Source organism: Anabaenopsis sp. FSS-46 (assembly GCF_029891665.1).
In the GTDB taxonomy this organism is placed as follows: domain Bacteria; phylum Cyanobacteriota; class Cyanobacteriia; order Cyanobacteriales; family Nostocaceae; genus Anabaenopsis; species Anabaenopsis arnoldii.
Genome location: NZ_JANQDG010000142.1, coordinates 1 through 11,909 on the forward strand (window position 1 = coordinate 1; position 11,909 = coordinate 11,909).

Below are 11,909 nucleotides of genomic sequence, written 5' to 3' on the forward strand. Positions count from 1 at the left end.
CCTCGATAAGTTAATTGCTGCGTTTAAATCCCTGTCCATTGAATGACCACAACTTCCACAGTTGTAAATTCTTTCTTTTAGTGGCATATCTTGGATATGCCCACAAGAACAGGTTTTGCTTGAAGGGTAAAATCTATCAGCGATTATAATTTCACCACCAAACTTTTTAGCCTTGTATTCTAACTGGCGCTTAAATTCATAAAAACCACAATCAGCGATTACTTGAGCTAATTTATGATTTGAAATCATCCCAGAAACATTTAAATCTTCTACTACTATTTTTGCGTGGTTTTTGCATAAGAAAGTAGTGATTTGGTGAAGAGTATTTTTTCTAAGATTAGCTACTCTAGCGTGATGTTTAGCCAGTTGAATTTTAGCTTTGTGTCGGTTATTAGAACCTTTGTTTTTGCGAGCAAACTTTCTAGATAATCTTTTCAGCTTGATTAAATTAGCTTTGTAATGCTTAGGATTAGGAAACACTACCCCAGTAGAAAGTGTAGCTAATTGCTTAACTCCTAAATCCACCCCTACAATCTCGTGCTGCTTATCTATTGCTTTGTGTTCTTGCTCGTAAGCAAAAGCAATAAACCAGCTATTAGCAGTCTTTGATATTGTGATTGATTTACAGGTTGTGTGTGGCAAACCTTCATAAGTTTTTACCCATCCAATCGTCGGTAGCTTTATTGATTTGCCGCCTACTGGAATTGGCTTACCTCCAGCATCAATAGTAAAAGAGTCTTTATGTCCTTTCTTTTTAAACTTAGGATATCCACCTTTAGCGCCAAAGAATCTAGAGAAAGAATCGCCTAGATGGTCAAAAGCATATTGAGTTATTTTCTGACAAATACCTTTTTGTTTAATCCACTCAAACTCAGGTTTAACATGATTATTAAAGAATTTTTTCAGAATATATTTGTTGGGCTTTAATCCATCTTTATAAAGATTATTCCAAGTAGCTAAACCCCAGTTATAAGTAAACCTGGCAATACCTGCGTGTTTATTCATTATTATTTCTTGGGCTTGACTCAGTTTCAACTTTGTTTTAATGGATAAAAGCATTGCTCGACCTCAACACTGTATTTCTTTGTTGTCTAATTCTGTAATATCTTGTTTAGGTTCGTCTATCTAATTTTCAACTAGGCTACTACTCTACTTAGCACTTTGAAAGTAACCGTGAAATCCATGAGGAATCACAGTGGGTAATCCCAATCTACAAACCGGTTCTGTATCTAGGCGATCGCCATCAAATACCCAAACCTCGCTACTATGGGAATTCCCATCATAAACCACCGTCAACACCCAAGCTTGCTGAGAGTTGTGTATATCTTCCACAGGTAAAGGTTCACTAGGGTAGCAATTTTCCGGTAAATTAGCCTCAGTGAACGTTTGAGTGCGGTGATCAAAACGGCCGATAGTATTTAATATTTCTTGACTAATATCTGTATCTTCCCTGTGTGAGGACATATAGGTATAAGGTGAAAGTTTCCCTAAATTTCTCTTAGGGACATGAGGAAACTCACAACTGCGGTTTATTAGTTTCTCAACTGATGTCACCTTAGCTGTTTGGGGTTGCAGATGAATTCGCGTCAGGGTACTTTGAGCACTTGTGAGGGTTTTACCTGTAGCCACTTCCCCCAGATATTTATTTGTGTTAAAATCTTGATAGCGGGCGAAATCTACCACCACATCACCACTGGCATCTACATAACCATTAGCAAAATGCCATTGATACCAAGATTCTGTTTCTCCACGACTGACTAAACATAAGGTTTCACGGTCAATGACCAAGATTTGAGTACCTAATTCTGGTTTCCAATCAAAACATTCACTATAAGTGCTGATACCAGTTAGCACAGGAAAAATATTTAACCGTAGTGGTGGAATAAAAAATATTAGATATTGTCCAGCTAAAACAAAATCGTGGATTAATGGAACACCTGGAAGTTGAACTTCAGCTTTTTGAATAATTTTCCCAGTCAAATCACTTTTATAAATATTCAAAGTTCCATTCATCCCCGGACTGACACCAAAGTTAAAAATTTCCCCCGTTTGGTCATCAACCTTGGGATGAGCAGAATAGGTTAGTCCCTGGTTCAGACCATTTAAATTATCCAAACCGCCTGTTTCTAAAGTTTGGAGGTCAAGGGAATGAGGATGACCACCTTCCCAAAGTGCTAGAAGTCTGTCAGGTAATGGTAGAACCGAAGTATTAGCAGTATTCTTAACTGGTTTGAGCCATTGATTCCAAATTGCACCGGGTGCAGTCATGCCATAATTACCGTAAAGCAGTTTACCCGCTGCGGTTTCTTCCTCATAACCAGCAGTTTGCACATAACGATAAACTCCCCTAACACCAGCATCGGTAAAATGAACCGCCAAAATTGCCCCATCACCATCAAACCAGTGTCCCACATGAACACCACCACGTTCTAACCTTCCCGGTCCATTGCGGTAGAGTGTACCGCGTAAGCCTTCAGGGACTTGGCCGCAGAGAATGGGTAATGGAGTCAGGGGAAATTCTTTCCCTGGGTGAGCGATCGCCTGAGCCCATTTTTTATGGGTTAATGGTTGAATAGTTGTTGTCATCCTCACATACTATGGCATAACGTTAGTAGATTTAAATAATATCTAAATCTATTTATGAAATAAATTAACGACTTATAGGTGAGACTTCGTAGCTACCGGTACAAGGGGGCGAGCTAACCGCCTACTTTACCCAATTATATGGTATATCAATTTTACCAATTTACCGTGTCTGTTTTCCTCTCAGGATTGATCATCCTGACTTTGTAACTTTCTGGAGGTTTTTAAATGAAGTCTTATTTAGCAGCTGCTATTCAAATGAGTAGTGTACCCAACTTACACAAAAACTTAATAGAAGCAGAAGAACTAATTGATCTGGCGGTGCGTCGAGGTGCAGAATTAGTCGGGTTACCAGAAAACTTTTCTTTTATGGGAGAAGAGAAAGACAAACTCGCACAAGCAGACGAGATTTACCGTGAAACTACACAATTTCTCAGAAAAATGGCCCAGCGCTTCCAAGTTACCATCTTGGGCGGTAGCTTTCCCCTTCCTGTGGAAAATACCGGCAAGGTATATAACACTACAGTCCTGATAGACCCTAGCGGTGAAGAACTCTTACGCTACTATAAAGTACATTTATTTGATGTTAATGTCCCCGATGGTAATACCTATAGAGAATCTAGCACCGTTGTAGCTGGTCAGGAACTACCCTCAGTATATTTCTCGGAAAAACTCGGTAATATAGGACTTTCTGTTTGCTACGATGTCCGTTTTCCCGAATTGTACCGACATCTGTCAGATAAGGGAGCCGATGTGATGTTTGTACCTGCTGCTTTCACTGCTTTTACAGGTAAAGACCACTGGCAAGTATTATTACAAGCAAGAGCCATTGAAAATACTGCCTACGTGATTGCACCGGCTCAAACTGGCAATAACTACGGCCGTCGCTACACCCACGGACACGCTGTGATTATCGACCCCTGGGGAGTGATTTTAGCAGATGCTGGTGAACAACCAGGAATTGCCATGGCCGAAATTAAGCCCTCCCGCTTGGAACAAGTCCGCCGTCAAATGCCTTCCCTAGAACACCGGATATTTAGTTAAATGAATGTAATTTGGGTTGTTGATGGATTTTCCCCACCTACAACCCAACTTTATAGTTGACTTCACCGAGATATCACCGTCTAAGGATCGCTATTAAGCAGCACTTCACTGTTACTGTTGAGTTTAAGAAAACTATCAAAGGCATACCAAGCCAACACATACCAAGGAATAATTTCCAGTTCTAAACCTTTAACCATAACTTGTCTAATAGCCAGAATACTCAGTCCGAGGGGAAACAGAAAGCGCAAATCAACCTCGCCACCAGTGGCGCGCTCAAACCGGTTATTTAAGTTAATAATTGTGCTTTTCATATCTTCTGCTGCTTCCGAGTTCCCCTCGGTAACATCAGCAAAAGTTACTCCTAAATCTAGTAGTGTAGTTAGCACATTTTCTAAAGCCGCATTTTTGCCATCATGGTTGATGATTATACTACCTGAATTAATATTAGTCCTGACCTGAGTCACATGAGGCTGTGCCTGCAACACATTAGCAATACGTTGCATTTCTCGAGGATGACGATGAACAGGAGAAATTCTCAACCGTAGTCTTCCGTGAGTTTCACTAATGATTTTAGTGGATATAGGTTGATGTGTGGTTTTGAAACTTGCCTGTTGCAAAATTTTGATAATCTTGGTAAGATTACTATAACTATTTGTCAACACACAGTAGCCCTCCTGGATTATAGTTATTTCTGGTTGTAGTCAGGACTTTAATCCCCTCATCACCAACGCCAGAAGAGTCTGATAGCCAATTCCTCCGTTGCTCCTATTGATTTTGAGGACTGAAGTCCTGTGTAATACAAACTACGCCCAGAAAAAGAACCTTTACTTGCTGATTTATACGCCATGTTCTGCTGTGTTCTCAGCAGATGCTTCAAATACGGGTGTTTCTCTCTCCTCGGCAATTTCAGCCTTAGCCTCGGCTATAATGTCTTCCCAAGTTTCGCCCATTTCTGCAAATGCGCCGCGGCTTTTTTCGTAGGCGACAATTCCACCTTTGACTAGTGACTTGAGTATGGGTTTACCAATTCCTGCTACAACGGGAATGAGCACAGGTGCCAAGATTACCGCCCCTATACCGGCTATAATTCCAGGAGTGCCAGCCTCTTCAACAAAGTTAATAATTTTAGGTGCCATAATTTAATTAACTCTCGTAGATGATAGGTAAGCCTTTTAGCTTAATCTGGGTGGGATTGGGATCTCATCTTGCTGATGGTAGAGTTTGATTTGTCGCAAGTTTGACGAGAGGACGTAAAGTATTGTTAATGAGGATATTAAAAAGATTTACCTAAATCAAGTCTATCAGTAATCTCAAGTATAACCCTTAGCCGCACTATCCCATCTCTACCTTGAGAGATATCTTAGATGTGGTAAAAAATCTCACTTTTTGGGGATATGAAATCCAGATTCATCTCTAGTTGATGATGTCCGCTCGATTAATTAACATTTTTTGGTATTTCTCCTCAGTAATAATATTGAGTAAATTCTCAATGCGGTCAATAAACAACACACCATCGAGATGATCATACTCATGTTGAAAAATCCGCGCCACAAAATCAGTTAATTCTTGCTTTTGTAACTTGCCATTGCGGTCAGTATATGATACTTCAATTGCTTGGTATCGTGGTACTAACCCTCGAAGACCAGGAACACTTAAACAACCTTCCCAACCTGGAATCATTTCGGCAGAGTGAGCAATTATGCTCGGGTTAATCATGGCGGTAGGCTCCATAAACGGAGCGTGGGGATACCTGAGATTAGGGCGGGAAGCTACTATAAATAAACGATAGGATGCGGATACTTGAGGCGCTGCAATTCCCACCCCATTAGCCTGGCTAACTGTGACAGTCAAGTCGTCAATGAGCTTTTGAATACTTTCATCTTGAGTATTTTCAACCCAAGTGGCTGGTTGGCGGAGTATGGGATCCCCTAGTTGAAGAATTTGTATTAGTTCAGACATAAGCAAGAATTTAACCTTGTCTTCTAGCTGGTAAAGGTGCTGGACTAACTTCTATGACTATCAGCTGTCCATTGCGTTCTACCTGTATTGCTATAGGAATACCAATTCGGCTATTTTGTACCAGATTTTGTACTTCTTCAATTTTAGTCACAGGTTGGTTATTAATGCTTTGAATTAAATCACCAGATCTGAGTCCTCCCACAGATGCCGGCGATCGCGGTACAATATCAACTAATAAAACACCCTGATCTGCTCTCAAATTCAAGCCATTGCGTGGGTCTCTATTGATACTGGCTTTAATCTCCGGTGTCAAAGTCACCATTTGAATACCTAAATAAGGATGATCCACCCTACCTTTAGCGATTAATTCCTGAGAAATTCTCTCTACTGTATTAATGGGAATAGCAAACCCTAACCCTTGAGCGCCGCGAATAATTGCCGTATTCATACCAATTACCTCCCCGCGGGAATTGAGTAATGGCCCACCAGAGTTACCCGGGTTAATAGCTGCATCAGTTTGGATATAGTCAACCCGCTTATCGCTGGCTCCAATATCACTACTAGAACGCCCGATAGCGCTAAGTATACCAGAGGTAACAGTATTATTTAACCCTAAAGGATTACCAATAGCAATCACAGCTTCTCCTGGGTTTAAGGTATCAGAGTTACCTAGAGGTAAGACTGGCAGATTATTAGCCTCAATTTTGATCACCGCCACATCTGTAACCGGATCTTCCCCGAGCACCTTCCCATCAAAAGTCCTACCATCCTTGAGGGTGACAGTTACAGAATCCGCTCCATCTACAACATGGGAATTGGTGAGAATTTTACCAGAGGAATTAATAATAAATCCAGAGCCGCTACCCCGCTCTACTCGTTGTTGTGAATTGCCAAACCGGCGTAAAAATGGATCCCTGGGTACACCACGAGACTGTACTATTCTAGAGGCATCAATCCGCACTACGCCATCTCCCACTTTTTGTACAACTGCGACAACGAAGTGAGGATTTTCACCCGCTGAGGAAGTAATTACCGGGGTAGTCACAGCCGGACTGCGATTATTTGTGCTTTGGGTCTCAACCTGAGACAGAGGATCATTTCTGTCACCATCAAGGGTTTTAGAGGCTGGAAAAGAGCAGCCACCCAGTGAAACTACTGCTACCCCAGTCATTAGGATTAACTGAAGTATACAGCTTGATTCTCTCCTGTAGGCACCAACCCAGGTATCAATAATAGCTTGAACTTTCATCGTCATTGTCTTTGTTTCTCCGTTTTAGTCAGTGGGTGGTAGGATATTGCCTACTGGGTATGTCCTGTCAATGATGGCGAATCAAAAGTTCAGCCGTCTAGAACTGATCAATACTAAATTAGTGCTTTCTGACCATTAGTAGCAAAGGTGGTAAATAATGGCGATTCCCATTGACAGTCTCTGGACTCAGGTATTACAGCGCTTACAGCTAGAATTATCCCGTCCTACCTTTGAGACTTGGATAAAAACTGCTCACGCGGCGGGATTAGAAAATAACTGCTTGGTAATCATTACTCCTAATCCCTTTGCTCGTAATTGGTTACAAAAATATTACATCAACACCATTGCTAATGTAGTCGAAGATATTTTGGGTCATCAGGTGGATATATACATTACGGAGGCTCAGGGTAATGAAGTCACTGACGGGGAACAAGCAAAATTTACTCGGGAATTACTGACTCAAAGCCAGACTTATGAAAATGTTCCGCCAAAAATGCAACCCACTACAGACTTAAATTCTAAATATGTATTTTCCCGATTTGTGGTTGGTGCTAATAATCGCATGGCTCACGCTGCTGCTTTGGCTGTGGCGGAATCCCCTGGAAAAGAGTTTAACCCCTTATTTCTATGCGGTGGTGTGGGGTTGGGTAAAACTCACCTGATGCAGGCTATTGGTCATTATCGATATCGCATTTCTCCAGGTTCTAAAATCTTTTATGTTTCCACAGAGCAATTTACTAACGACTTAATTACAGCCATCCGTAATGATAGTATGCAGAGTTTCCGGGAACATTATCGGGCTGCCGATGTGTTGTTAGTGGATGATATTCAGTTTCTTGAGGGTAAGGAGTATACCCAAGAAGAATTTTTTCATACTTTCAATACCTTACATGAGACGGGGAAGCAAGTTGTGATTGCTTCCGACCGCCCTCCTCATCAAATCCCTCAGCTACAAGAGCGTCTGTGTTCCCGGTTTTCTATGGGTTTAATTGCTGATGTGCAAACTCCAGATTTAGAAACTAGGATGGCCATTCTCCAGAAAAAGGCTGAATACGAAAATATTCCCCTTTCCAGGGATGTCATTGAGTATATCGCCTCCCATTATACTTCTAATATTCGTGAGTTGGAAGGCGCTTTAATTCGGGCCCTGGCTTATATTTCTATTTCTGGTTTACCTATGACCGTGGAGAATATCACACCAGTTTTAGAACGACAAAGGGAGAACCTCGCCGCTACCCCAGAGGGCATATTATCAGTGATTGCTGATACTTTTGGTATATCCATTGAAGACCTTAAAAGTAACTCCCGGCGACGAGAAATTAGTTGGGCGCGTCAAATCGGGATGTATCTGATGCGCCAACACACTGGATTGAGTTTACCGAGAATTGGTGAAGAATTTGGTGGTAAAGACCATACAACGGTGATTTATAGTTGTGATAAAATTGCCCAACTGCGAGAAAGCGATCGCACCCTAGCAGCAACCTTGGGTCAATTGAGCGATCGCATCAACATGAATAGCAGAAAACAGCAAAAATAAAGCCCGGAGTCATCACGATTTAACTCTTAGCCAAAATCCTCTGTCCGGCAAAAAATTGTTTTCCACAACCATTACTGCCATAATTGTTCAGCCGCTTACAAAAAATATTAATGAAAGTATAAGAACTGATTAAAATTAAATTGACTTGCGCAAAAACTTCAGTCAGGTATAATTACCCTGTGGAAAACCCTCCTGGTTTTTCCACAAGTTTTCCACAGATACTAAGCTACAAAACCATTATTTCAAATAGCCTCTTAGGGAGTTTTCCACAATTTCCACAATTCATATCAATATTTATGATTTGATGATAAAAATAAACAACCCACAAACACAATCAATCGCGTCTCTACCTACTTCCATCCAGAGCAACCCTGCTTGACAGACGCTCTGATTTCCCACTTACGGAATATTTTTATGAAATTAGTTTGCACCCAAAGCGATCTTAGTACCAACCTCTCACTTGTCAGCCGTGCAGTACCCTCGCGCCCAACTCATCCAGTATTAGCCAATATCTTACTCCAAGCAGATGCTCAAACTAACCAAGTCAGTTTAACCGCCTTTGACCTGAGTTTGGGTATCCGTACCAGTTTTAATGCTGAGGTATTGGAAGGAGGAGCCATCGCCCTACCAGCTAAACTACTTGTAGACATCACCTCACGCCTTCCAGAAGGAGAAGTGACCCTAGATGATCAATCAGCCGTAGAATCGGAAACAGCTACCGGAGAAGGTTTAAGTGTCACCCTCACCCCCAAGAGTGGACATTTTCAAGTCCGAGCTATGGGAGCTGAAGAATTCCCCGAACTACCAATTATTGACAACGCTGACCCCATTCAAATTACTACCGCGTCCTTAATTGAAGGATTAAGAGGCTCATTATTTGCTACCAGTAGCGATGAAACTAAGCAAGTATTGACAGGCGTCCATTTAACAGTTAAAGAAGATAGCCTAGAATTTGCTGCTACCGATGGACATCGCCTAGCAGTGGTGGAAACTACTAACGAGCGTCCCCTAGGTGATAATCATCAGCTAGAGGTGACAGTTCCAGCTAGAGCCTTACGGGAACTACAACGGATGTTAGCTCATAATGCTGTGTCCGATGATGCGATCGCCCTATACTTAGATCAAGGTCAAGTTGTATTTGCTTGGCAAAATCAACGCTTAACCAGTCGCACCCTAGATGGTCAATATCCCGCATATCGTCAACTAATTCCCCGCCAATTTGAGCGTCAATTGACCATCGAGCGTAAACAATTAGTTAGCACCTTAGAGCGCATTGCCGTACTCGCAGACCAAAAAAATAATATTGTCAAAGTTAGCATTAACAGCACTACCCAGGAAATTACCCTATCCTGCGAAGCCCAAGATGTGGGTAGCGGTAGAGAGTCAATACCCGCACAAATATCCGGGGAAGATTTAGAAATTGCTTTTAACATTAGATACTTAATGGAAGGGTTAAAAGAATTACCATCTTCAGAAGTTCAAGTACACCTCAATCAAGCTCTCACCCCAGTAATTTTTACACCCCTAGGAAGTTTAAAAATGACATACCTAGCCATGCCTGTACAACTGAGAAGTTAGCAATAAAAACTGGTTTTGATAAATTCTGGTCTCAAACCTAAATAATTATCAAGTCAAAAGTAGAGAGTTTTAACTGATTTTCTCTCTGCTTTTGCTTTGTAATTAAAATTACACCTTTACATTATCAGTAAAGCGAATTTTGAGATAGTCATCTTCCATCTTCGCCCCTCCTGGTTGTAAAGCTGCCAAGGCTTGGGGCAATACTAAATTACGTCTGTGATTACCGATAGTAATATTTAATTCATCTCCAGTTTTACTGAGTTGAATTTGGCTTTTAGGGATACCAGGTAAATAAAGTTCCAAACTATATTGGTTTTGCTCTTGCACAACCTTAATAGTTGTTTCTTTGTAATATACCTGAGTGGGGTCTTCATCCTTGTAGAGAGTTTCTTTCAACCGTTCTAAAGCTGCTAGTCCGCACATCTCCTCAGAAAATAGCGGCACCTCTTTAACAGGTAGAGGCAGAAAATTATCATGTATTTCCCGGCGATATTCCTCCTGGTTTTCTTTCCAACGTTGGAAAAACGGATCTTGCACTTCCTGGGGAATAATGCGATTAGCTATGACTAAATCTGTAGCCACATTATATAAACTCAGATAAGCATGGGCGCGCAGAGATTCTTTAATCACCATTTTTTCGGGATTAGTTACCAGGCGCACGGAGGTTTGAGTATTATCAGTTAAGACCTTTTCCAGCGCTTCAATTTGCTCATAAAATTCATAAGGTGCATCCATCACCTCTTTATCTGGGAGAGAAAAACCCGCAATGGGTCTAAACAAAGGTTCCACCAGAGGTCGCAGCGCCACGGAGATATTTTGAAATGGCTTGTAAAACCGGCGCATATACCAGCCGCCGACCTCAGGTAAACTCAGCAGACGTAATGCGGTACCAGTGGGGGCTGAGTCGATAATCAAAACATCAAAGTCCCCTTCGTCGTAGTGGCGCTTCATCCTGACTAAGCCAAAAATCTCATCCATACCCGGTAAGATGGCTAATTCTTCGGCTTGAACCCCTTCTAAACCCCTAGCTTGTAACACTTGGGTGATGTAACGCTTCACCGCACCCCAATTTCCTTCTAGTTCTTGCAGCGCGTCCAGTTCTGCACCCCACAAATTCGAGCGAATTTCTCGCGGTGCGTGTCCCATTTCTAAATCGAAACTGTCTGCTAAGGAGTGGGCGGGGTCTGTACTCAAAACTAGTGTGCGATAGCCTAGTTCTGCACAACGGAGTCCAGTGGCCGCAGCAACGGAGGTTTTACCTACGCCGCCTTTGCCTGTCATCAAAATTACGCGCATGGATGATTACGTCCTGTTCAGGATTTTTACATTTATTTACATTATCAACTGTTTCGAGAAAATAAATGCTTTCATCGGCTTTGTTTCCCTAACCTTTGACGGCAGGAGATAGGTAAAAATGCTGTTTAATTACATCTATGGGTGAACAGTGCCAATAATCAATGTGGGAAATAATCAGGTTAGCAGAGTTTAGTGTTAATTCACTCCAGCCCGAGATATAAATTCGCGGTTTCCACGGCACTGGTGTATTCCAGCTGAGTGTCCACTCCGTTTTTATGGTGTCTCCTAAAGGTTGAATCTTGTGTACTTCCATATGGGGATTAATAAACCATTTCTGGATGAATTTAATCATCTGCTCATAGCGTTTAACTCCCCGAAATTTAGTTAATGGATCTTGAAAATAAACGTTTTCGGCGTAAATGCTATATGTCTGATTCTGGGGAAATCTTTGATAGTCTTGTTTGAGAATTTCAATTATATCCATGAAGTTCAGCTCTATCAAGGCTTTTCTATTCAGGTTTAATCTGCTATATAAATCCTAGACAAGTCTAGACATTTATTTCTTACTTCAATGGGAGCATGGGAGCGGTTATCCCTCAGTAAGCTTTCAAGGTTTAGCCAACCTCGATAAGTTAATTGCTGCGTTTAAATCCCTGTCCATTG

General features: G+C 41.5%; 11 protein-coding genes. 3 read left to right on the forward strand and 8 right to left on the reverse strand.

Translation table 11 applies throughout. The features are described from left to right. The coding region (locus NWP21_RS17395) for an RNA-guided endonuclease TnpB family protein (RefSeq protein ID WP_280793635.1) at positions 1 to 1,059 on the reverse strand (1,059 nt) is incomplete at its 3' end. A gap of 90 nt (positions 1,060 to 1,149) precedes the next feature. After that, complete coding sequence (locus tag NWP21_RS17400) at positions 1,150 to 2,586, reverse strand: carotenoid oxygenase family protein (protein WP_280793636.1); 1,437 nt, start codon at positions 2,584 to 2,586, stop codon at positions 1,150 to 1,152. Positions 2,587 to 2,811: 225 nt separating this feature from the next. Between NWP21_RS17400 and NWP21_RS17405 the strand changes: the two genes are divergently transcribed. Then, positions 2,812 to 3,627 carry a carbon-nitrogen hydrolase family protein gene (locus NWP21_RS17405; RefSeq protein ID WP_280793637.1) on the forward strand — a complete coding sequence of 272 codons (816 nt, stop codon included), beginning with the start codon at positions 2,812 to 2,814 and terminating at the stop codon, positions 3,625 to 3,627. 80 nt (positions 3,628 to 3,707) lie between these two features. Here the strand turns inward: NWP21_RS17405 and NWP21_RS17410 are convergent, their stop codons facing one another. The 4 genes from NWP21_RS17410 to NWP21_RS17425 all read right to left on the reverse strand — a co-directional run bounded on the left by NWP21_RS17410 (position 3,708) and on the right by NWP21_RS17425 (position 6,835). Beyond that, entirely contained in the window at positions 3,708 to 4,289 is a 582-nt protein-coding gene (locus NWP21_RS17410) for an HMA2 domain-containing protein (protein WP_271734282.1), read from the reverse strand. A 174-nt stretch (positions 4,290 to 4,463) separates the two neighbouring features. Further along, positions 4,464 to 4,763 (reverse strand): DUF5132 domain-containing protein, encoded by a 300-nt coding sequence (locus NWP21_RS17415; RefSeq protein WP_280793638.1) that lies wholly within the window; start codon positions 4,761 to 4,763, stop codon positions 4,464 to 4,466. Positions 4,764 to 5,040: 277 nt separating this feature from the next. Continuing rightward, positions 5,041 to 5,586 carry a peptide deformylase gene (gene def / locus NWP21_RS17420; protein WP_280793639.1) on the reverse strand — a complete coding sequence of 182 codons (546 nt, stop codon included), beginning with the start codon at positions 5,584 to 5,586 and terminating at the stop codon, positions 5,041 to 5,043. A gap of 10 nt (positions 5,587 to 5,596) precedes the next feature. Further along, on the reverse strand, positions 5,597 to 6,835 hold the full coding sequence (locus NWP21_RS17425) for an HhoA/HhoB/HtrA family serine endopeptidase (RefSeq protein ID WP_280793643.1): 1,239 nt from the start codon (positions 6,833 to 6,835) through the stop codon (positions 5,597 to 5,599). A gap of 157 nt (positions 6,836 to 6,992) precedes the next feature. Between NWP21_RS17425 and dnaA the strand changes: the two genes are divergently transcribed. Both dnaA and dnaN read left to right on the forward strand, forming a co-directional pair. After that, positions 6,993 to 8,372: a chromosomal replication initiator protein DnaA gene (dnaA, locus tag NWP21_RS17430; RefSeq protein ID WP_280793640.1), complete on the forward strand. Its 1,380-nt coding sequence runs from the start codon at positions 6,993 to 6,995 to the stop codon at positions 8,370 to 8,372. A gap of 414 nt (positions 8,373 to 8,786) precedes the next feature. Beyond that, on the forward strand, positions 8,787 to 9,950 hold the full coding sequence (dnaN, locus tag NWP21_RS17435; protein WP_280793641.1) for a DNA polymerase III subunit beta: 1,164 nt from the start codon (positions 8,787 to 8,789) through the stop codon (positions 9,948 to 9,950). A gap of 108 nt (positions 9,951 to 10,058) precedes the next feature. Here dnaN and NWP21_RS17440 read toward each other — a convergent pair whose 3' ends face one another. Together NWP21_RS17440 and NWP21_RS17445 are read right to left on the reverse strand one after the other, a co-directional pair. Further along, positions 10,059 to 11,246 (reverse strand): TRC40/GET3/ArsA family transport-energizing ATPase, encoded by a 1,188-nt coding sequence (locus NWP21_RS17440; protein WP_271734288.1) that lies wholly within the window; start codon positions 11,244 to 11,246, stop codon positions 10,059 to 10,061. 88 nt (positions 11,247 to 11,334) lie between these two features. After that, positions 11,335 to 11,730 carry a DUF2358 domain-containing protein gene (locus NWP21_RS17445; RefSeq protein ID WP_280793642.1) on the reverse strand — a complete coding sequence of 132 codons (396 nt, stop codon included), beginning with the start codon at positions 11,728 to 11,730 and terminating at the stop codon, positions 11,335 to 11,337. Positions 11,731 to 11,909: the final 179 nt, after the last annotated feature.

Excerpts from the sequence above, each read along its gene's own strand:
- NWP21_RS17425 (WP_280793643.1), bottom strand. The coding sequence starts at position 6,835 with ATGAAAGTTCAAGCTATTATTGATACCTGGGTTGGTGCCTACAGGAGA.
- NWP21_RS17445 (WP_280793642.1), bottom strand. The coding sequence starts at position 11,730 with ATGGATATAATTGAAATTCTCAAACAAGACTATCAAAGATTTCCCCAG.
- NWP21_RS17440 (WP_271734288.1), bottom strand. The coding sequence starts at position 11,246 with ATGCGCGTAATTTTGATGACAGGCAAAGGCGGCGTAGGTAAAACCTCC.
- NWP21_RS17400 (WP_280793636.1), bottom strand. The coding sequence starts at position 2,586 with ATGACAACAACTATTCAACCATTAACCCATAAAAAATGGGCTCAGGCG.
- NWP21_RS17415 (WP_280793638.1), bottom strand. The coding sequence starts at position 4,763 with ATGGCACCTAAAATTATTAACTTTGTTGAAGAGGCTGGCACTCCTGGA.
- dnaA (WP_280793640.1), top strand. The coding sequence starts at position 6,993 with ATGGCGATTCCCATTGACAGTCTCTGGACTCAGGTATTACAGCGCTTA.
- dnaN (WP_280793641.1), top strand. The coding sequence starts at position 8,787 with ATGAAATTAGTTTGCACCCAAAGCGATCTTAGTACCAACCTCTCACTT.
- def (WP_280793639.1), bottom strand. The coding sequence starts at position 5,586 with ATGTCTGAACTAATACAAATTCTTCAACTAGGGGATCCCATACTCCGC.
- NWP21_RS17405 (WP_280793637.1), top strand. The coding sequence starts at position 2,812 with ATGAAGTCTTATTTAGCAGCTGCTATTCAAATGAGTAGTGTACCCAAC.